This window comes from Phycisphaerales bacterium AB-hyl4 (assembly GCA_041821185.1).
Taxonomy (GTDB): Bacteria; Planctomycetota; Phycisphaerae; order Phycisphaerales; family Phycisphaeraceae; genus Natronomicrosphaera; species Natronomicrosphaera hydrolytica.
In genome coordinates, this window is sequence record JBGUBD010000002.1 from 322,049 (window position 1) to 343,569 (window position 21,521).

Genomic DNA, 21,521 nt, shown 5'->3' on the forward strand with positions numbered 1-21,521 from the left:
AAATTATTCGGCCGAGCACGGGGCCAGGGTTGACGCAGTGGGCACTGAGGGCTCCCTTCTGCGGATCGCGGAGACTCGTCACCTGGTCGGTGGTCCGGAAGGATGCGCTTGCGAAGCCGAGGGTTTCGTCGCCCCTGCAACGGTGCGAATCATCTCCACTAATGCGTCCCGATGGCCGGCCTTCGTGGTGTAGGCCACCGCGCCGGCATCCAGCATCGCGGCTGCGGTCTCCGGCTCTTCGTACATCGAGAGGCCAATGATGCACGTATCGGGCCGTTCAGCGATGATGGCGCGGGTTGCCTGGACGCCGTTGAGGATCGGCATGGAGTAGTCCATCAGGATGACGTCAGGCCGAAGGCGACGTGCCATCTTGACCGCCTCCTCGCCGTTGGCCGCTTCGCCGACGACTTCAATGGCGCTCTCGCCGGCGAGCATTGCCGAGAGGCCCTGCCGCATGACTGCGTGATCATCCGCCAGCATCAGGCGTATGGGGCCCGGCTGGCGATCGGGCCTCGCTGGTTCTGCCGCGGCGGGTGGGGAGGGTTGTCGCGGCGCAGCGCGGACCGCGTGGGCCAGTCCGCTCGATGGGGGGCCTTCGCCTTCGCCTTTGAGCTGTGCGGTTAGGGTGATGTGAGTCCCTTGGCCGGGCTTGCTCTGCATCTTGAAGGTTCCGCCGAGCAGTTCCAGCCGCTCGCGAATACTGAAGAGGCCGAAGCCGCCTGCCACGCGGCCAACGCTGTTGAACATCGACGCCGAGTCGAAGCCGCTGCCGTGATCTTCAACCGTCACCTGCAACTGTTGATCGTCATGCTGGGAAACGGTGACCTTAGCTTGCGAGACATCGGCATGTTTGGCGACATTAAAGAGCAGCTCTCGGACGGCTTGAAAGATCATCAGCCGTACGTCCTCGCGGTCGACGGCGATGTGGCCCTCCACTTTGAGGTTGACTGTCAGGCCGTGCGTTTCCTGCATCCACCGCGCCAGCCAGTCCAACCCTGCCGCGAGCCCCGCTTCGTGCAGAATCGGCGGCGATAATTCCACAGCCAGTGATCGCGAGACCTTGACCGATTCGTCCAGCAGCCTGTCGACCTCGTCCAGAGCCCGCTGCGGCTCCGGCGCCAGATGCTTGCCGATGCTTCCCAGGCCATACTTGGCGCCGACCAACAGCTGCTGGAGATGATCGTGAAGCACCTGAGCCAGCCGCCGACGTTCTCGCTGCTCGGTCATCGTCAGTTCCGAGGTGAGGTGGGCGAGCTGATCGGCCCGTTGTTTCAACTCGGCGGTGCGCTCCGCAACTCGGCGCTCCAACTCGTCGTGCGACTTGCGCAGGGCCTGTTCCTGCTGCTTGCGATCGCTGATGTCCCGGATGGCGGCGAACCATCGGGTCTGCTTGTTCAGGATACGCGTCTGGCTATGGGTTTCCACGCTGATCCGCTTGCCGTCTTTGCGGATTATTTCATGCTCGAAGGTGGCTTGGTGGGTCGATCGCATCGCCTGCACGATCCGATCGACCTGATCGGGGGGGATGAAATCCGTTAGCGAACGTCCGATCAACTCATCCAGATCGCAGCCGAGCATGTTCGCCAGTCGCTCGTTGGCGTCGCGGATCACCCCATCCTCGCTGATGGCGATACCTTCGGAGGTGGCGTCCGCCAAGGCCCGAAAATTCCCCTCGCTTTCGCGCAGCGCTGCGTGAAGTACGGCGTCCCACTCACCGTTCTTACTCGACGCCAGCCAAACCCCGACGAGCATGTAAATCGCACCGAGGTACGTCGCCGAGCGGCCCAGCCAGCCCACGAGACCGCCGATGACCGGGGCGATCAGCACCGCAAACAGGCCCAGTGCAAAGAGAGCCATCGCCATGGCGTACCAGCGGCCGAACGTCCAGGTCCGTTGTCGGCTGATCGACCCGACGACCACTGCGGCGAAAGCGAACATGCCCACCGCCGTCCCCAGCACCGTCTGTCGCAGGGGCGTGGGGCCCGTCACCGGATCGATGAACAGCGGTGTCGCCTCCACCGCCGCCGCGTAGGACAGTGCCGCGACGATCAATACCACGAGCGTGTACGCCGTGGTCACAACCATACGGGCATGACGTACGACGCGATTATCCCGGCCGAAGACAATCAGCACCATCAGGACGTGGCAGACGCCGGCGAACGCCATCCCCGTGTTGAAGACAGTCACCGCAAGGTTGACCTGCTGGAAGTGCACCGCCAGCCCCGACACCAGGCTGCTGACGCCGACTGTCAGCATGCCGCAGCCCAGCAGTAGCACGGACAGCGACCCGTTGCGACCGAAGCTGCGTGCCGCCAGGTAGGCGACGAACACGCTTGTCGCTGTGCGGAGGATGAAGTTAAGGATCGCGACAAGGTAGGGGGGCTCGATCGCGCGCGGAGCGCCCCAAAACCACACCGCCGCGATCGCAATCGCGAACAGTGGGATGGGGATCCACGCAAACCTCAGGGGGCGTGCCTTGACGCCTGAGGCCGTGGGCACAGCCAAGTCTACCCTCTCAAACATCGAGGCTTGGTCTCCTCCACGTGCTTCGCAGGGCTACTCGGCTGCCAGCGATGGCCGCTTCATGGTCGACCACGAGAGTTTGAAAGCGCAACAGCATGCCCTCCTCCCGGGTTCGACAATCTGAGGACACGTATCATAGCACCCTTATCGCCTGCACGAACGGAAGCGGAAGAAGTTGAGGGGAGCGTCGAACTGGCCCAGCTTCGTCATGTCTCGGCCCGACCGTACGGCTGTCCGCCCACGGTCACATGCGGCAGGGGGGAGCAACAATCTGAAACCGCAGTGTGTCGAATCAACTCGCTTTCCATCAACCACATAAGTGGTCACAAGGCAATTCTGGAATACAATGCTTGCTCACAACAGGCGCACCGCGCCATGGACCCACCGCCTGACCGGGGGCGTAGCTTCGATCCCATGAGCAGGGTCCGCGCCCCGGTTGTACCCTTACAACAGTTGTCCCTCAGCAGACCACCATCAGACCCAGGAGGCTCCTATGCCTGATTCGACATCATCAACCAGCAGCACGGCCGTGTCATTGGAGGTGCTGGATGTACCTTTGGAACGCGATGTGTTTTTGCGCACGCTCCTGCGTCACCTCGCCGGCACGTTGCAGGACGTGATCGGCCTGGACGATGCATCGGGCTTCGTCAGCGTGGTGGGGCAGGAGATGGGCGAGCAGATGGACCAGATGTACCGCAACGCGTTGGCGGTCGATCAATTGAGCGCGGATCAGGTCGCCGCAGTGCTGGTGGATCTGAAGCGGCGTATCCAGGGTGATTTTTACATCATTGAACACGACGATGAAAAGATCGTGCTGGGCAATCGCGCATGTCCGTTTGGCGACAAGGTCAAGGATCGGCCGGCGCTTTGCATGATGACGTCCAACGTGTTCGGCTCGATCACCGCAGAAAACCTGGGCTATGCCAAGGTACATTTGCAGGAAACCATCGCATCAGGCGACGACGGCTGCCGCATCGTTGTCTACCTGAAGCCAACGGATGAATCAGATAACGTGCATGGCCGCGTCTACGTGAAATCATAAAGGGTGTCCAAGCGTGAAACACCAGGCTTCATCCGCCGACTGGCTGCCATTGTTGAGCGAACCCGCGGTGGTGGTGACGACCGACGGGGAGATTGTGCGCGGCAACGATGCGTTTTCGTCCCTCGTTGGCGCAAAGACCAACTCACACGCCCGGCTTGACGCGTTCGTCGTCAGCGATGACCACAGCCTTCAACGGCAACTGCGCAAGTGGGCGCGAACCAAGCACCCCGTGCCCGGCGCCTTTTGTTTGCGCACGGCCAGCGGCGATACGCACGTCGCCGTCGAGGCGGGCCGACTCTCGCCCGCGGACGCCCGCGAGGGACCGGTGACGGTCCTGATTCGTTGCAAGTCCAACACCGGCGCGGTCACCCGATTTCGCACGCTGGGCGAAAAAGTCGATGCGCTGACACAGGAAGTGCTCGCCCGCCAGAAGGCCGAGCAGGACGCTGTGACAGAGCGCGAACGCTGGCGGATCACGCTCGCCAGCGTCGGCGACGCCGTCATCACGACCGACTGCGACCAGAAGATCACGTTCATGAACGAGGTCGCCGAGCATCTGACCGGCTGGACCTTGGCCGACGCCACGGGTCAGGACAGCGCCACGGTTTTCAACATCGTCAACGAACAGTCGCGCCAGCCTGTCGAGAGTCCCATCGTCCGCGTGCTGCGCGAGGGGGTCATTGTCGGTCTGGCCAATCACACGGTGCTCATCGCCCGCGACGGCCGGGAGATTCCCATTGATGACAGCGGCGCGCCGATTCGTGACAGCCACGGCGAAATAGTCGGCACGATCCTGGTCTTCCGCGACATCAGCGAACGCCATGCCGCCGACCAGACCCGCGCACGACTTGCAGCGATCGTGGAAAGCTCCGAAGACGCGGTCATTGGCATGGCCCTCGACGGCATCATCACGGAATGGAACCCGGCGGCCACGGAAATGTTCGGCTATACGACGGAAGAAATCGTTGGACAATCGGTGTTTTCAACGTTGGTCCCCGACGATCGCGAGAGTCAGGAGCAGCAGATTCTCAGCGCCATCCGCGACAGCCGACGGATCGAGCCCTTTGAAACAAAGCGCTGCCACAAAGACGGCCACCTGCTGGATATTTCGCTCTCCGCTTCGCCGATCAAGGACACCTACGGCCGCGTCATCGGCATCGCTACGATCACCCGCGATATTACTTTTCAGAAGCAGGCCGAACGCCAACTGCAAACGCTGAATCAGCAGTTGGAACAGCGCGTGGAGCATCGCACCAGCCAACTGCGCGAGCTGACGCAACAACTCACACGAGCCGAGCAACGCGAACGGCGACGCATCGCCCAGGCGTTGCACGACAATCTTCAGCAGATGCTGGTCGCAGCACGCATGCGTGTGGAGACGCTGGTGAATCACTCAACCGAGCCAAAGGTGGCGTCCGTCGCGCGGCATGTACAGACGCTCATCGACCAGTCGCTTGACGCGTCGCGGTCGCTGACGCTGGAGTTGAGTCCGCCGGTGCTGTATGACGGCGGCCTCAACGCGGCGCTGCCGTGGCTGGCGCGGCACATGAAGGAGCAATACGGCCTGAAACTCGCGGTGCAGGTGGCCACGGATGCGGAGCCTATCGATGAGGATGTGCGTGTGGCGTTATTTTTTGCAGCGCGCGAGCTGTTGTTCAACATCATCAAGCACAGCCGAACCGACCACGCCCATGCATCGCTCGCAACGGCGGAAGGCGGACAGGTTCGCCTCGTCGTGCAGGACGAGGGCGTTGGCTTCGATCCGCAGGGGATTCGGAATCTGAAGGATGAGGCCACCGGCTTCGGCCTGTTCAGTCTACGCGAGCGGATCGAGTTCATGGGCGGGCGGATGACCATCGAAAGCGCGCCGAGCCAGGGCACGCGCATTGACATCATCGTGCCCCAGCGCCAGTCCATCGCCGACGCGCCACCCTCCATTCGCGCTGCCGAGCGGCGGAAGCAGGCAAAGGGCGATCCGATACCACGCGCCAACACTTCCATTCGCGTCCTGCTGGTCGATGATCACCAGATCCTGCGCGAAGGCATCGCTGGCATTTTGATGGAGTACCCGGACGTTGAGGTCGTCGCGGAGGCGGCGGACGGAGAGCAGGCGGTGGAACTGGCTGCCGAATACGAGCCCGATGTGGTGATCATGGATATTACGCTGCCAAAACTCAACGGCATTGAGGCGACCCGTCTGATTACGCAGCAATTGCCCCACGTTCGCGTCCTGGGCCTGTCCATGCATAACAGCCAGGACATGATGGAGGCCATGACCGCCGCCGGCGCCGTTGACCTGCTCGTCAAAGACGGCCCCTCAGACGAACTGATCCAAGCCATCCGCAATGCAGTCGCCGACTGAACATTCGACCTCCTCCCCCGAGAGCTTCCGTCGTCGATGATGGATTGCGTCGATCGTACCCCATCCGTACCTGATCGCCCGAACGTTTGACCCGGTGAGCGCTGTTGCTCAGTGAACACCTGCATTGAAATTCCCGCACGGCTAGCCACGAAAGAGTATGCGCGCGCATTGTAGATTGTCAGTCACGCTCCGGTGCAGGGTTCGGCGGGGGAAGCATGAACTGTTCGATCACGCCGGTGAAGTCTCGGCGGCGATGATGCGTTGGTTGGCACACATCACGAGCTACGACGCACTGGCCGACCGCTACAGCGGCGAAAAGACCAAAGCCCACCCGCCTAAAAAGGATACGCCGGGGGATACGGGGCCAAGGGGATACGCTTTCAGGCCATCAAAAAAGCCCTTAAACCTTGAGGTTTAAGGGCTTAATAAATCGGGGCGACACGATTCGAACGTGCGACCTTCGCGTCCCAAACGCGACGCTCTGCCAAGCTGAGCTACGCCCCGTCTACGGCGAAAATGTCCGCCGACCGATGCCAGTATAGCCGAGTTCGGGTCGGGTTGTGCGATAGGTCGTTGATCACGTTGCTTGAGCGAAGAGTATTGCGATTGAGACGGCAAATCGCAGCACTTCGCCGACGGGATCAGTTTGTCGTCACCGCAGCGTCCCATTCCAGCAATGCGTCGATCTCGTTGCGTTCGGTGAGGACGGTGAAGTCGATCGCGTATTTGCGCGTTTCGCCGGCTTGGAGGGTGTTGGCGGTGTCGTTGCCGGCGGTGTCGGGTTTGTTGTTGACGAGTCGGCCTGAGAAGGGTTCGATGCCGGCGACGTAGCTACCGCCCGTGCCGTAGTGGAGCCAGTTTGCAAGCTGGGGCAGTTGGTCGGCGCGGTAGCGAACGCGGAAGGCACGGCGTTGCCGGGCGTCGAGCAGGCCGACCTCGACGTGGCCGGTGTCGTCAGGCTCGGGCTGCACGACGAGGCCGCCTTCGCCGCTGCCGGCGTGTTTGCTAAGGGGCGGGGGAACCTGCTTCCACGGGTCGAGGTCTGCCTTGTCGACGGAGCCCCATACATCGCTAAGCGAACCGCGATAGATGAAGCGAGCGCCGGGTTGGAGCAGGGGGTAGCCGAGGTTGACGTGGTAAAGCCAGTGGTGGGGGGCGGGCTCGTTGCCGCGGTTGGTGACTTCGTCTTCGATCCAGATGCGAGCTTCACCGAGGCGGCAGCGGATCGATCGGCGGGTTTCGATATTCGGGCCGAACACGCGCGTGTCGCGTACGATCATTTCGATGCGCATGTCGCGATTGCCGCGCGTCGGGTCGGGGTTGTGCACCGCTTGGACGGCGGCGGGCGTGTTGCTGTGGTGGCCGTGCTGGTTGAAGCGGTCGCGATCGTCAGCGTGGGGCGCGCCGATGTGCAGCGGGCCGCAGGTGGTCACCAGTCCGCCAGGCCAGGAGCGAAGCCAGTGGTTTTGTCGCTGGTACGCTTCCTCCGGCGGCATGAGATCGTTGGAAGTGAGGTAAGCCAGCGGACAGTCATTGTGGACGGCTTCGAAGATATCGCCGCCGCGATCGAGCCCGACGGTAAAGCGGAGCCCCGAGCCTGTGTCGACCATCGCGACGCGTACCTTGCCGCCGCCCATCGGTTGCGGCGAATCCAGTGTGCCTGTGCGGATGCCGCCAAGTTGAAGCGGGTTTTCACAAAGCGGTGCGTCGAAATCGTGGTCGGTCATGGAAGACTATCCTTGGAGGTTGGACGCGTATATCGCCCCGACGGAACGGTGATAGATTAGCAGACGCGGTCTGTCGGCGGGGGCAGTGGTGGCGGGGTGTGATCAGGCGCTCGCTTGCTGCCGGGGACGGTCATGCGGGCCGGTGCGGATGTCGCCGGCGTGGGCCGCCCAGTCGGCGAAGGCAGACGCAGGCTTGCGTCGAGCCCAGCCTTGCTTCAGTCGGGCTTCGACTTCGGGCCAGGGGCGGACGCCGGTGGTGGCGTCGGCGGATTCGACGTTGCACGCGCCGACGGCGGTGGCGGCGGTGGCGGCCTGCTCGGGTGTTTCGCCGCGCAGGATCGCCGCCAGCAGGCCCGCGATGGTGCAGTCGCCCGAGCCATTGGCGCCGACCACTTCGACTTCGAAGCAGGGCGAGAGCAACTCACGGCCGAGCCATGCGTCGATATCGCGCAACAGGTCGCCGGGCACTTGTTCGAGGCGGGCGCGGTCGTCGGTGGTTCGCAGGTACAGGCCATGCTCGCCGAGTTTGATGACCACCACCGCTGCGCCCATCGCGAGCAGTGTTTCCGCCAACCGTGCCAGACGCTCTGGTGTTGGCGAACCGACTTCGTTGGCCGGGCCTTGGAGCATGTAGCACAATTCGTCGAAGCTCGGTGCGAACACGTCCACATGAGGCAGCACGCGCTCAAGCAAGCTGCGCCAGTCGGTCTGGCCGGCTTCGGTGTCGGGATCGAGATCGCAGGTGTCCAGGCTTGTCGCCGTGCCGAGTTGACGGGCCTCGGACAGCAACTGCGCGAGTTCGCGTCCCCCTTCGCGGTACATTCGCTTCATGATCGGCGGGTAGCCGAAGTGCAGCAGCTTCGCGCCGGCGAGCCTGTCGGGGTTGATGTCTTCCGGGCCGAACGTGTCGTTCGCGCCGGGGCAATGCAGGAACATGCGGTCCACGCCCGGCGGGCTGACGACGATCGAGTAGCTGGTATGTTCGCCCGTCACGACGGCCATGCCCTCGGCGAGGGCCGGGTCGCGCTGGCGAAGCAGTTCGAGCACGTCTCGGCCGAACGGGTCGTCGCCGACTTTGCCCATGAGTGTGACGTCTGCGCCGAGGCGGTGTAGCGCGAGCCCGGTGTTGGAAACCGCGCCGCCGGTGGATCGCAACGCCGGGCCGACCTGTACGAGCGTGCCGGGGTCCAGGCGTACGCCGGTCTTGCCGGGTGCGAAAGTAGGGATCAGATCAAGGCAGATGTGCCCGGCGACGACGACGCGATCTGTCGGCTGTGCCGCCCGCGTCATCCGAGCACCTTTTTCCAGCGATTGAGGTTCCACTTGACCTTCTGCTCCGGTGTCATGGCGGCGAAATCCGGCGCGTCATCGGACGAGCCATTGCCGGCGGCGGGCTGCGCCGCAGTACCGGGCTTGGCGACGACCGAGGTTTTAGACTTGGTCGTGTCGTAGCTGCTGCCGCGGGGCGTGGCCTTGAGGTCGTCATCAAGCGGGCGGTAGGGCTGCACGCCAACCTTCTGCAACGCGCCGTGGTAGGAACGCACCGCCTCGGCGGGGTCGTTCAATTCGCCGTCGGCCAGCCAGCGCAAGTGTTGGATGAACGATTCCTGATGTTCGCTGTTGTTGATCATGCGGCCGTAGAGCGCGGCGCGGGCACCGTACTTGCGCGCCTCCCAGAGTTGATGGAAAGCGTCGAAGGTCGTGCCGCTCGATCCGCCGAGGATGCCGACGACCAGGTGCGGGTCATACGTGACGAGGGCTTCCATGGCTTTCGGGCCGTGGTAGGGCATCTTGAGGAACAGCGGTCGGGCGGAGGAGGTGACGCCGGCGAGGGTGCGTGCAATGTGGTCGTTGAGGAATCGGCCGATATCGGGCGGGCATGCGTCGCCGCAGGCGTTGGGGTCGAACAGTTCGAGGAAGTGTCGGAAGCCTTTCTGCTCGGCTTCGACGCGGAAGTCGCGGTACTGTTCGAGCATCTTGTGGTCGAGGCCGACGTTGTTGTTGAACGTCAGCGAGTAGAGGCCGAGGTCGACGCCGAGTGTGCGTTGCCCGGGCGCGCACTCGGCGCGGCCGCACATCATGTGGTCGATCGTGGCCGTGCGGAACGGTCGGCTGGGCTCCTGCCCGTAGCGGCCGCCTTGGGCAAGCCAGACTTCGGTGGTGTCGTTCGCGCGGCAGGCGGGGGTGATGTGGCTGTCGCGGAACAATTGGTCCTTGATCGTAAGTACCTCGCCGGTGGAGGCGCTCATGAGCATGATGTCGACCAGCCCCTGTTTGACGTTGCGACGGATCTGGTCGCGATACTCAGCCAGGGTGCGGTAGCGGGCTTCGCTGTTGTGCTGCTCGGGCGATTGGCCCGGTGCAGCGAGGCCGTGGGCCATGTCCGCATCCTTCGCGTCCGCGAGGATGAAATCCTTCGACCCGCTGGGGTCGGCGTGAATGCGCGCGAGCTTGGCGTCGAGGCTCTTGACGACGGTTGAACGGTTGGCGTGGTCCATCGGCTGAGTGTACCGACTGGCCAAAATCTGAACAAGTGTTCAAGCCGGGCCGCTATCGTTCGATTGACCCTATATCCCGCCACACCAACCGTCTGCGGTCGGCCTGCCGACGGATCAGCGAGCGTATTCGATCGTGCGCATCTCGCGAAGCACGGTGACCTTGATCTCGCCGGGGAAGGTCATCTCCTCGGAGACTTGCTTGGCGATGTCGCGGGCGACATACATGCAGTTGGCGTCGTCGACCGACTCGGGGTCGACCACGACGCGAACCTCCCGGCCGGCCTGGATGGCGTAGGCCTCGCGGACACCCTTGATGTTGCGGGCGATGCCTTCGAGTTGCTCCAGCCGGCGGACGTACTTCTCCAGCGTCTCGCGGCGAGCACCGGGGCGTGCGCCGCTGATGGCGTCGGCGGCCATGACGATGGGCGTGTAAGGCGTGGTGCTGGGGATGTCGTTGTGGTGGCCGCCGATGGCGTTGAGCACGGCTTCTTTTTCGCCGTGCTTCTTGCAGAACTCCATGCCGATGGCGGGGTGGCCGCCCTCGATGTCGTGGTCCATCGCTTTGCCGATGTCGTGGAGGAAGCCGGCGCGTCGGGCGAGGTCGCCGTCGAGGCCGAGTTCGTTGGCGATGACCTGGCAGAGGTAGGCGGTTTCGATGGAGTGTCGGAGGATGTTCTGGCCGTAGGACATCCGGTAGTGCAGTCGGCCGACCATTTCGGAGATTTTGGGGTGCAGCCCCTGGATGTTGGCTTCGATGCAGGCATCGCGGCCGAACTTGATGATGCGCTGGCCGATCTCCTTGCGGATCTGCTCGACGATCTCTTCGATGCGTGTCGGGTGGATACGGCCGTCTTCCAGCAGCTTGTGAAGCGCCTCGGCGGCGATTGCCCGGCGGACGGGGTCGAAGCATGAGACGACGACCACGCCGGGTGTGTCGTCGACGATGACGTCGACGCCGGTGGCCTTTTCGAAGGCGCGGATGTTACGGCCCTCGCGGCCGATGACGCGGCCTTTCATGTCGTCGCTGGGGATGGCGATCGCCGAGACAGTCGAATCGGCAGTGTGCTCGCTGGCGTAGCGCTGGATCGCCTGGAGGGTGATTTTCAGCGCGTTGTCCTTCGACTCTTCGTCGGCCTTCTCCATGTTGCGCTGGATGATCTGCGCCGCTTCGTGCTGGCTTTCGTGCTCCACGATCTTCAGCGCTTCCTTGCGGGCGTCGTCTTCCGAAAGGTTGCTCAGGCGAAGCAACGTCTGCTTCTGCTCCTTGCGGGCCTCTTCCAGCAGCAGCTTGTTCTGCTCGATGAGGTCATCAAGCTCGCCTTCGCGTTCGTCGACCTTCGCTTCGCGGTCTTTGATCTTGGCGTCGAGATCGTCGAGGTATTTTTCCTTGGTGGTCAGCGTGTCGAGCTTGCGGTCGAGGTTGTCTTCACGCTTGGTGACTCGGCGTTCCTGCTCCTTGATCTCGGTCCGCATGCCCTCGACTTCTTTTTCGAAGGCGTCGCGTTTTGAGGCCATCTCGTCACGCGCATCGAGTTCGAGCTTCTTTTTGAGGTTCTCGGCGTCAGAGCGGGCTTTTTCGAGAAGGTCGTCGGCTTGCTTGCGGGCCTGGCCGAGCGTCTGCGTGCCGAGCAGGCGGGCGAGCAGCAGGGCGACGGCGGCACCGATGGCCAGGCCGATCATTACGCCGATGAGGCCGGGGGTGAGGTTGGTCTGTGCAAGGATGGAATTATGAACGAACAACGGGCGAGCCCCTTTCGTCCGGTCATGGCCTGACGGTGTACCGTCACGGCGGAACCGGTGTTGGGGCACGCTCGAGCAGTGGGCCCGGTTCCCGCACAAGCGGGTCGGGCGCCAGCAGCGCGCAGTCGATCAGCGTGGGATTGACGATCGGCCCGGCAGTACGCTAAGTCGAGCCCTCGGACGCACCGCGACCACCGGGCATAATCTGCGCCCGGAACCAGCGAAACGTTCCAAAGGTCGGCAAGGCCCCCCGTCGCGCTGCAGATGCAGGGCAAGTGTCGAGAGCGGGGCAAACAAACGCGTCATGAACAGCCAGATCTTATGCATCGTCAATCTATCCCGTCTGGTAAACCAGACGGCCAGGCAGGCAACTGAAACGCCAGCCCGGCTGATCGGCCTCCACGCGGGCGAAAACTGCCCGGGGCGTGCCGTGTTGAGCCTGACAGTGGTACGACCGGCTACCGCTTTAAGATCGCGCCGCAAAACCCAACGCGCGACCCTTGCAGATTCGGTCGTGGCTTGTCGCAATCGCGGATGCTACCCCCAGCGGTTCCCCACCGTCAAGCGCAGCGGGTTACACGGACGTTGCTGGCGGACGGTTTTCGGCTACGGGTTGGAGGCAATTCAATGCCGCTGCACGACCGCGCCGGCGACGTGGCCGGCGAAGCCGGCGGCGAAGATGGCGTGCGTGCCGGTGCGGGAGCAGGGGCCGGCGTCTGCCGTGAGCGTGAAGCCCCGGGCCTCGGCCATCGGCTCGGCCAGCCAGGGCATCGGCGGACGTTGGCCGGTGCGGAGGGTCATGCAGGCGAGCACGAACGCCGTCAGGCCGGCGGCGCCGAGGCTGTGGCCCAGCGCGCCCTTGTTGGCGTAGAGCGTCGGCCGACGATGGCTCGACGGGGCGACCTCGTCGAGCACGTCGGCATAAATAGATAGTTCGAGCGGGTCGTGCTCCGGCGTGCCGGTGGCGTGGGGGTGGAGCATGTCGATGGCACGCTCGGCCAGCAGGCGGCGGGCGACGTGGCGCAGGGCCGGCATCGTCGGGGCCGGGCGGATGATGTCGTGCGTCTCAGCGGCGACGGCGGTGTCGAGCAACTCGATTTCGCCGATGCCCGGCTCCACACCCGGTGGCAGACGCTTGAGCAGCACGGCAGCGCCGGCCTCGCTGAGCATGAACCCCTGTCGCCGGCGGTCGAGCGGGCGCTGCCGATAGTCGGTTGTGGTCAGCGGAGCGAGCACGCCCAGCCGACGGTAGCTATGGATGAACGCCGGCAGCAGGGCGGCGTCAGCGGTGAGGACGAGGACGTGGTCGGGGGCGGTGGGGGGCGATTTCGGATTTCGGATTTCGGATTTCGAATTTGCAGCGGCGAGCAGCAGGTCGCGGGCGTAGTGGAGGGCGGTCAGGCTGGAGGCGCAGGCGGCGACGACGTGGCGGTGCGGCGGGGTGCCGAGGCGGTGGTGGAGTTGGCGGGTGAGGTGGCCTTGCGGGCCGTGCACGACGGCCTCGGCCTGGTGGGTAAGGCGGGTGGGCGGATCGTCCATCTGGCCGCGGGCCAGCGCTTGCAGCAGGGCTTCGCGGGCGTCGGTCATGGCTTTGACTGCGCCCTTGCTCGTGCCGAGCACCATGGGCACGTCGCGCGGCTGCCGGCCTGCCTGAAACATCGCCTCACGCCCGGCTCGCTCGGCCAGGTCGATGCTCGGGTCGCTCGACCCGTGCTGGGCGACCCGCACCGCCCCTAATGCCCGCACCAGGTCGACCCCCGCCACGTCCGCCGGGATGTGGTCGGGCCGCTCGGCACGCTCGGCCAGCGTGCGACCGGCCAGCAGGGCAGCGAACGTCTCCCACGCGGCGTGGCCCAGCGGCGTCACCAGACCCAGTCCGGCGATGACGATCCGGGCGGCGGGCCGGGGGGCGTTCCGGGGCCGACCGTCGCCTCGCGAAGGAGCATTCGTATTGGCAGGCATCTCATTCACAGGGCGGGCATTGTACTGGCATGGCTCAGCCGTCAAACCGGACGGTTTTGTCCTTGATTGAGGATCGGTTGATCCATTAAACTAGGGGCAGCCGTACCGTGGCGAGGTCGGCTCTCACGTCACGTCCGACCCCGCCGAGTTCGACGCCCCTTTCTCCCGGCTTCGGAGGTTCGCTCATGGCCACGCACGAAAAACGCATCCTTTCCGACGAAGAACTGCTCGCCAACGCCACGCCCATCGAGCCCGACGAGGATGATGAGGTGGTTGACATGGATGAGCTTCAGCCGATCGACATTGACGCGGCTAGCGAGCCCGCCCCGCCCGGCCGATCCCGGCGCATCCAGACATTCGACACCCGCGTGCCCCACGAAGACAACTGGCAACGCCAACCCAACATCACCGGCAAAGGGGCGATCCATGTCAAGACCTTCGTCGCCAAGCTTCGGCTCGACGCGGTCGAACACATGGACGAACAGATCAACCACTGGCTCGACGCCCACCCGGAGTACGAGGTGAAGTTCGTCACCACCAGCGTCGGCAAACTGATCGGCAAGATGACCGAGGACGCGATGTTCGTGAGTGTCTGGGTCTAGAATGAGATAAAACACCGGGGGCATCGGCTGCGCGTGGCAGGCGTTCTGCCCCCGCAATCTGTTGCGTACCTTTTGGGTTAATAAAGGAGGCACGCCGATGTCACGTCTGATTTTGACGTCCGTACTTGCTGGGGGCTTGTTGCTCACTGGTTGCCAGGCGAACGCGCCCATGACGCCGACAACGCTCGGGCCGGATCACCACATCCTTCACCTTGCCGACGATATCGCGTGGCAGGACGGTCCGGCGTCGTTGGAGGATGGTGCCGAGTTCGCGGTGCTCGAGGGTGACCCGAGTCAGCCGGGGCTGTTTACGATGCGGCTGAGGCTGCCCGACGGCTTCCACATCGCCCCGCACACCCACCCGGGCTACGAGCGGGTGACGGTGCTCTCGGGCACGTTCCTGCTTGGCCACGGCAGCGAAGCCGACCGCGACGCGGCGAACGTGATGGAGGCCGGCAGCTACACGACGATGCCGCCGGGTATGGAGCATTACGCGTACACCGAGGGTGAGACGGTCATTCAACTGACCAGCATGGGGCCGTGGGAGATCGATTACCTCGATCCGGCTGACGACCCGCGGCGGCGGTGAGCGGCGAGCGTTCGCGAGGGCGAAGGCGGGGGCGAGAGAGGATTGCTAATTGCTGATTTGGGGACCCTTCCCGATTCTGGCAGCGATTAGAAATCAGCAATTAGCAATTCCGACAGATCCGGCCCTTCGCTCGCGGACTCGCTCAGGGCTCGGCTTGGATATCCTCTTCCCCGAACCGGAAACGAGAAACCAGAAACGAGAAACCACAAACCCCTTCCCCCTGCATTGCCAGACGCGGCTTGCGGTGTTAAACTTCTCCATTCTTCGCAAATGGTGAAGATGCGGAATCTCCGCGCCGAGCCCGGTGGCCGGTGCATGATGTGACAGGAACACGCTCGAGACACGACGATGACGATTACGGCCGAAAAGAAGCAGTCGGTGATTGAAGATTACCGCCGTGAGGACAAGGACACCGGTTCGCCGGAGGTGCAGGTGGCCATCCTCACCGAGCGCATCACCGCCCTGACCGAGCACCTGCGAGGCAACCGCAAGGACTTTTCGTCCCGCCGCGGCCTGCTGACCATGGTTTCCAAGCGCAAGCGCCTGCTTCGCTACCTCGCCGCCAACGATCGTGAAGCGTACAAGGCGCTGATCGGCCGACTTGGGCTGCGCAAGTAAAACCTTAAGGCTGTTCGTCCCGCTCGCGCCCGTCGTTCGATCGGCGGCGGTTGAAGCGGTTGCACGGTGACGAACCGCCGACGTTGACGCCCGCTGTGCAAGCATGCGGGCATTGCCGATGGCGTTGGTGTGGTCGTCGGCCTGTCCGAGAAGAGTAAGTTTTCCGTCTCGACCTTGCCCCGCGGAAGCGGAAAAGGCTGCAGACGGCAGTGGACTCGACGCAGTGTCGAAGTCGTCAGGCAGCAGGCCGTATCGATCCGCTGCTGCCAGAATTTGTCGGCCGATTCTCTATCCGCGACCCGCTTCGCGACGCACTGCGCCCAGTCATCTGTCTTCTGCTTCCTGGCAAAGGTCGAGCCTCCCGGAGCGCGAACCGACGCGAAGGGTCTCGTGTTCGCACGTACGCTCCACCTGACCGACCCTGTCAAGGAAGAACAGAATTATGGCTTTCCACCGTGTTGAAATGGAACTCGGCGGCCGGACGCTCAGCATCGAAACCGGCAAGTGGGCCAAGCAGGCCGACGGCGCTGTGTTCGTGCAGTATGGCGAAACCGTCGTCATGGGCACCGTGACCCGCTCGTCGCCTCGCGAAGGCATCGACTTTTTCCCGCTCACCGTCGACTACCGCGAGAAGGTGACGGCGGCAGGCAAGTTCCCCGGCGGCTTCCGCAAGCGTGAAGGCGCGCCGAACCAGAAAGAAATCCTGACGATGCGGAACATCGACCGACCCATTCGGCCGCTGTTCCCCAAGGGCTTCATGGACGAGGTGCAGATCCAGTGCTGGGTCTTCGCCTACGACGGCCAGAACGAACCGGACGTGCTCGCGGGCATCGCGGCGTCGGCGGCGCTGGCGATCAGCGATGTGCCCTTCGAAGGGCCGGTCGGCAACGTTCGCGTCGGTCGTGTGGATGACGAACTGGTCATCATGCCGACCACGGCGCAAAATGCCTACTCCGACCTGGACATGCTGCTGTGCGGTCACAAGGACGGGCTGAACATGATCGAGGTCGGCGCTTACGAGCTGCCGGAAGATCAGATGGCCGAGGCCATCGAGTTCGGCTATGAGCAGGTCAAGCAGGTCGTCGGCCTGATCGATGAGCTGGTCTCCAAGGCCGGCAACGAGAAAGTCAACGACACGCCCGAGCCGGACGCCGACCTGGTCAAGCTGGTCAACGACAAGCTCGCCGGCCCGCTCAAGGCCGCCAAGACCACCGACGGCAACAAGCTCGAACGCCAGGCCGCCGTGTCGAAGGCGATCAAGGACTTCATCGAGAACGAACTGCCCGAGCCTGACGAAAACGCAGGCGTCGGCGTGTACAACAAGTGGCGCGACCGGCGCAAGCAGGCCAAGGGCATCATCCACGACCTTGAAGAGGTCATCACCCGCGAGATCATTCGTGGCGGCACGCGTACCGACGGCCGCAAGATGGACGAACTGCGAACCATCACCTGCGAAGTCGGCGTGCTGCCTCGCGTGCACGGCTCGGGTGTCTTCACCCGCGGCGAAACGCAGGCTCTCGTCACCGCGACCCTCGGTACGGGCAAAGACGAACAGATTGTCGACGGCCTTGGTGAGGAGTACGCTGAGAAGTTCTACCTGCACTACAACTTCCCGCCGTTCTCGGTGGGCGAGACGAAGCGAATCACCGGCCCGTCGCGTCGCGACATCGGCCACGGCAAGCTCGCCGAGCGTGCGCTGGCCCCCGTGCTGCCGGACGTGGCGGACTTCCCGTACACCGTTCGACTTGTGAGCGACATTCTCGAATCGAATGGTTCGTCGAGCATGGCCTCGGCGTGCGGCGGGACGCTGGCGTTGATGGACGCGGGCGTGCCGATCAAGGCCCCCGTGGCGGGCATCAGCATCGGCATCATCCAGGGTGACACGCCCGGCAAGGACGACGTCTACCTCACCGACATCCAGGGCGAGGAAGACCACTTCGGCGACATGGACTTCAAAGTCACCGGCACGCGGGAAGGCATCACCGCCATCCAGCTTGACCTGAAGATCCGTGGCCTGAATCTTGAGCAGATCAAGAAGACGTTCGAACTGGCTCGCAAGAACCGGGTCGAGATCATTGAGATGATCGAGAAGGCGCTGCCTTCGCATCGCGAGTCGATCAGCCAGTATGCTCCGCGCATCCTCACGACCAAGATCCATCCGGACAAGATCGGCAAGCTGATCGGACCGGGCGGCAAGATGATTCGTGCCCTGGAAGAAAAGACCGGCGCGAAGATCGAGATCGAGGAAGACGGCACGATCTACATCTCCGCCGTGGGCGCCGGCAAGGCCGAGCGTGCATTGGAAGAGGTCGAGAAGATTGGCGCCGAGGTCAAGCTGGGCCAGATCTACACCGGCACGGTGACGTCGATCAAGGACTTCGGTGCGTTCGTCGAAGTCATCCCCGGCCAGGACGGGCTCTGCCATATTTCCGAACTGGAGGATGGCTTTGTTCAGAACGTGCAGGACATCGTCAAGGTCGGCGACGAGGTTCGCGTGAAGGTGATCAACATCGACGATCAAGGCCGAGTCAAGCTTTCGCGCCGAGCGGCGATCGAGGCGGAGAAGTCCACTGAATCGGTGGATGCCTGACTCTTTCGTTTGAAGGTGCTTATATCTGAAAAGTGTTCGAGGCCCCGGTCAATTAGACCGGGGCCTTTTCCTTTGGAGTGGCTTGGAGAGGGTGGTTGTCCAATTTGAGACTCATATATCAGGAAAAGTTGATCGAAATGGTTGTTTTGAGAAAAAGGGGGTTCCCCTCATGCAATAAAACGGGTACTATCTGCGCCAGCATTCACGCTTCGATCGGTTAGGGGGGCGCCTAGGGGGTGCCACCGGTTGGATGCGCCAGATTAACCTTGGGGGGCGTTGTAGTCGGCGATGTTTCCGCCGGTTTCAATGCCAGTTCACAGTTGGGGATCTCGGGATCGTACGCTGGTTCCCCGCGATGGCATCGCTCGTTGAGTGTGCATGGGCTGATTCTAGATGCGACGGGGAGCGACGCGGACGTAGTCTTCGGCGGTCCTTGCTGTGCGCCCTAGCACGACAGGAGAAGGGCTCATGTCTACTCGCGGGCAGGTCAAATGGTTTGACCCTAAGAAGGGCTACGGATTCATCCTCGGCCCCTCCGGGCAGGACGTATTCGTTCACTACAGCCAGATTCAGGGGGACGGCTTCCGCTCGTTGAAGGACGGCGAGTCGGTGAGCTATGAACTCATCGAAGGCGAAAAAGGCTGGCAGGCTCGGGCCGTCGAACGGCTCGATGAAGTCAACGCCTGAACTGCCGCCGATCGCGCGGGTGATCTGTACCAGACCGCGGCCGGGGGGTCGGCCTCGGTCCGTGTGCTTTTCCTACAGCAACTGAGTGAGCCTGCGGCACGGCGCTGCAGGTTTATCCGTGTTACCTGGTTACGTTGAGTACTAAAAAAAGACGGGCACAGCTTGCGCTGCGCCCGTCTTTGTTGGATTGCTGTGATGTCTGGCTGACGGCGGCTTACTTGAGCTGCTGCCAGTACTCGGCGGGCATGTCGGCCGCGAGTTGCAGGGAACCGTTGGCACCGGCGTACATCGGCTCGTCGACCACGGTGACGCTGCCGCCGCCGACGCGGTCGAGGCCGTCCTCGATCCGCTTGTTCAGGCCGTCGAGCGTACCGCCACCGCCGGCGAGAATGATGTTGTTACGCAGCTTCTCCTGGAACTCGGGATCAAAGCTGGAGACGAGCTTGTGGATGCCGTCGAGGATCGGCTGGACGATAATCTCGCAGGCTTCCTTTACTTCCTTGGTCAGGTCGTGCTCGGTGGGCTTACCGTCCACGGGCAAGGTCACCATGATGCGATCCTGTGCGGAGGACACGAAGCCGTACTGCTCCTTGATCCGCTTGCACATGGTGATGGTGATCTGCGCTTCGGGGTGGTTTTTCTTAATCAGTTCGAGGAGTTTACGGTCGATGGCGTCGCCGGCGATGTTGAAGCTGACCTGATCGTCATCGCCGGGCATGGTGCCATGCATGCGGACGAGGTCGGTCGTGCCGGCACCGATGTCGATCACGAGCACGTCGCTGGTGCGTTCCATGCCGTATGCGACGGCGAACGGCTCGGAGACGATCATGACGCTGTCGAGCACGCCCTGGCAGATTTCGAGGATGGCCTGCTTGTTTCGCTTGGTGGCCTGCGCGGGCACGCCGACGACGCCGTAGAGCACGTCATCACGTCCGGGCTCGGTCATGTGGACGATGTGGCGGACGAGTTCCTGCGCGGCTTCGAGGTTTTTGTTGTATTCGTCGTTCTTTTCGTCGCCGTCGCCGGTGTGCTTGATCACACCATGTTCCAGCGGGCGGTAGAGGTCGACGGAGAGGCGATTATCCAGAGCTGCTTTGCCGAAGATAATGTCCCGGCCGAGGTGCTTACGGCTGACGGGGTCCTTGGCCCAGCCGACGTAACTTTCCACGGTCTTTCGCACGCCGTTGATCGAAGCGATGCTGGTACGCGACGTACCAAGGTCGATGCCGATCAGCAGGGCGTTTCGCATGTCGCCCATGTCTTCGTCGCTACCTGAGCCGACGGGTCGGCCTTTGGTCTGGGGGTTCGGCTTGCCGCCGGCGGTCGGTTCGGTCTGAGTCATGGTGTGTCCTCTTCAGTGTGGGTTGCCAATTTTTTGAAACAACAATTACCTGTTCTGGCCGCCGGCGAAGCTGCGGCGTTGCAGTTCAGGCGATGGTACGCATGGTGAGGCGATGCGGTTATTTGATCGAGGTTACGTCTGAGCCTCCATTGGTCTACGAGGTCGCGTTTTCAGTATCCGAGGCGGCTCCGGTTTCGCCGCGCTCGATGCCGCGTTGAAGTTCGAGGTTGGTTTCGAAGATCTCCAGCAGCACCTTGTTCTGCTCGGGGCCGCGATCGCGGCGTTCGTAGGTGTGGCGGACGGGTCCGCCGTAACCACCACCGCCGCCGGAGCGCAGTGCGAGTGTGATGTTGCCGACGGCCTTCTCCAGCCCTTGAACCACGCGGGAGAGACGATCGATCTGTTTTTCGAGTGCTTCGTTTGTTGGCGCACCACTTCCGCCACCGCCGTTGGCGCCTTGGGGCGGCGCCTGGCTGGTGAGGTTCCGCTGATCTTTGAACATCTTCTCGATTGCGGTGGCGATGCGTTCTCGCACCTCTTCGGTGGATTCCTTCGCGGCCGCACCTTGTTGAAGGGCGCGGTCGATCAGGCGCATCACTTGCGAACGAATTTTTTCGCGATCGATCACCCATACGCGTTGCCCCCGAAACCGCTCGGCCAGACTGTCGACGGCGACTTGACGACTGGCGGAATCAAAGGCGCTTTCAAGCGCGTTGGCAAGGTCCCATGCCTGATTTGGCATCGGATCGAGTTGCGTCTCGAGTCTGGGCTCGGGGCGCAACTCTTCGGTGACCACGTTATTGCGGCCGAGCACCTCGTACGCGACGTCTTCTGCCGGCGCCTCGACGTACCCTTCGACCGGCTTGCCGGTGTCACGATGAAGTCCACGAAAACGGTAGCGCACCCTGATCTTCCCTGGCGAGGAACAATTGCAAACCCGCGAGCAGCATAAATGTTTTGGCCCGCAGGGGAAAGCGCGGACTTCCAACACAACCATCAATGCGGGCTCATCCCCACAAGGCAACCCCGGTTTCACCCTGATACGCCTATCGGATAATTGCGATCCCTGGGCCGACCAAAACGTCAGCATAACCTGTAAATCGAGCCGAACAGCGTTCGCTCAGGTGGAGTGTGATGATTATACGGGTCGCGCTGCTTGTTCGGATGGATTCTTTTATAAGCTGCCGGTCGACCCCAATAAAAGTGCCACGGCCGAAAGGCCGTGGCACCTGTTCGATG

Annotated in this window: 15 protein-coding genes and 1 tRNA gene; 7 read left to right on the plus strand and 9 right to left on the minus strand. The window is 63.1% G+C overall.

Features of this window, described 5'->3' with window-relative positions:
- Positions 1 to 78 precede the first annotated feature (78 nt).
- Positions 79 to 2,523 carry a response regulator gene (locus ACERK3_03915; GenBank protein MFA9477436.1) on the minus strand — a complete coding sequence of 815 codons (2,445 nt, stop codon included), beginning with the start codon at positions 2,521 to 2,523 and terminating at the stop codon, positions 79 to 81.
- Positions 2,524 to 3,016: 493 nt separating this feature from the next.
- On the opposite strand from ACERK3_03915, the gene ACERK3_03920 reads away from it, so the two are divergent.
- Positions 3,017 to 3,565 carry a methanogen output domain 1-containing protein gene (locus ACERK3_03920; GenBank protein ID MFA9477437.1) on the plus strand — a complete coding sequence of 183 codons (549 nt, stop codon included), beginning with the start codon at positions 3,017 to 3,019 and terminating at the stop codon, positions 3,563 to 3,565.
- A 13-nt stretch (positions 3,566 to 3,578) separates the two neighbouring features.
- Entirely contained in the window at positions 3,579 to 5,927 is a 2,349-nt protein-coding gene (locus ACERK3_03925; protein ID MFA9477438.1) for a PAS domain S-box protein, read from the plus strand.
- 430 nt (positions 5,928 to 6,357) lie between these two features.
- Here ACERK3_03925 and ACERK3_03930 read toward each other — a convergent pair.
- From ACERK3_03930 to ACERK3_03955, 6 genes are all read right to left on the minus strand, one after another.
- Positions 6,358 to 6,431 (minus strand) — tRNA-Pro (locus tag ACERK3_03930).
- A 137-nt stretch (positions 6,432 to 6,568) separates the two neighbouring features.
- Positions 6,569 to 7,654 (minus strand): DUF4432 family protein, encoded by a 1,086-nt coding sequence (locus ACERK3_03935; protein ID MFA9477439.1) that lies wholly within the window; start codon positions 7,652 to 7,654, stop codon positions 6,569 to 6,571.
- 102 nt (positions 7,655 to 7,756) lie between these two features.
- On the minus strand, positions 7,757 to 8,944 hold the full coding sequence (locus ACERK3_03940) for a carbohydrate kinase family protein (GenBank protein MFA9477440.1): 1,188 nt from the start codon (positions 8,942 to 8,944) through the stop codon (positions 7,757 to 7,759).
- A complete protein-coding gene (locus ACERK3_03945) occupies positions 8,941 to 10,152 on the minus strand; it encodes a hypothetical protein (protein MFA9477441.1) in 1,212 nt (403 codons plus the stop codon). The genes ACERK3_03940 and ACERK3_03945 overlap by 4 nt, the downstream gene beginning before the upstream one ends.
- 114 nt (positions 10,153 to 10,266) lie before the next feature.
- Positions 10,267 to 11,892 (minus strand): ribonuclease Y, encoded by a 1,626-nt coding sequence (gene rny / locus ACERK3_03950; GenBank protein MFA9477442.1) that lies wholly within the window; start codon positions 11,890 to 11,892, stop codon positions 10,267 to 10,269.
- A gap of 624 nt (positions 11,893 to 12,516) precedes the next feature.
- A complete protein-coding gene (locus ACERK3_03955) occupies positions 12,517 to 13,854 on the minus strand; it encodes a beta-ketoacyl synthase N-terminal-like domain-containing protein (protein MFA9477443.1) in 1,338 nt (445 codons plus the stop codon).
- Between the two features lie 185 nt (positions 13,855 to 14,039).
- Between ACERK3_03955 and ACERK3_03960 the strand changes: the two genes are divergently transcribed.
- The 5 genes from ACERK3_03960 to ACERK3_03980 all read left to right on the plus strand — a co-directional run bounded on the left by ACERK3_03960 (position 14,040) and on the right by ACERK3_03980 (position 18,940).
- Complete coding sequence (locus tag ACERK3_03960) at positions 14,040 to 14,456, plus strand: hypothetical protein (protein MFA9477444.1); 417 nt, start codon at positions 14,040 to 14,042, stop codon at positions 14,454 to 14,456.
- A 97-nt stretch (positions 14,457 to 14,553) separates the two neighbouring features.
- Complete coding sequence (locus ACERK3_03965) at positions 14,554 to 15,045, plus strand: cupin domain-containing protein (GenBank protein ID MFA9477445.1); 492 nt, start codon at positions 14,554 to 14,556, stop codon at positions 15,043 to 15,045.
- Positions 15,046 to 15,393: 348 nt separating this feature from the next.
- Positions 15,394 to 15,663, plus strand: coding sequence for a 30S ribosomal protein S15 (rpsO, locus tag ACERK3_03970; GenBank protein MFA9477446.1), 270 nt, complete (start codon positions 15,394 to 15,396; stop codon positions 15,661 to 15,663).
- Between the two features lie 442 nt (positions 15,664 to 16,105).
- Positions 16,106 to 18,253 carry a polyribonucleotide nucleotidyltransferase gene (gene pnp / locus ACERK3_03975; GenBank protein MFA9477447.1) on the plus strand — a complete coding sequence of 716 codons (2,148 nt, stop codon included), beginning with the start codon at positions 16,106 to 16,108 and terminating at the stop codon, positions 18,251 to 18,253.
- A 468-nt stretch (positions 18,254 to 18,721) separates the two neighbouring features.
- Positions 18,722 to 18,940: a cold-shock protein gene (locus tag ACERK3_03980; GenBank protein ID MFA9477448.1), complete on the plus strand. Its 219-nt coding sequence runs from the start codon at positions 18,722 to 18,724 to the stop codon at positions 18,938 to 18,940.
- 214 nt (positions 18,941 to 19,154) lie between these two features.
- Here the strand turns inward: ACERK3_03980 and mamK are convergent, their stop codons facing one another.
- Together mamK and ACERK3_03990 are read right to left on the minus strand one after the other, a co-directional pair.
- Positions 19,155 to 20,282: a MamK family actin-like protein gene (gene mamK / locus ACERK3_03985; protein ID MFA9477449.1), complete on the minus strand. Its 1,128-nt coding sequence runs from the start codon at positions 20,280 to 20,282 to the stop codon at positions 19,155 to 19,157.
- Positions 20,283 to 20,436: 154 nt separating this feature from the next.
- Complete coding sequence (locus ACERK3_03990; protein MFA9477450.1) at positions 20,437 to 21,279, minus strand: hypothetical protein; 843 nt, start codon at positions 21,277 to 21,279, stop codon at positions 20,437 to 20,439.
- Between the last annotated feature and the right edge of the window lie 242 nt (positions 21,280 to 21,521).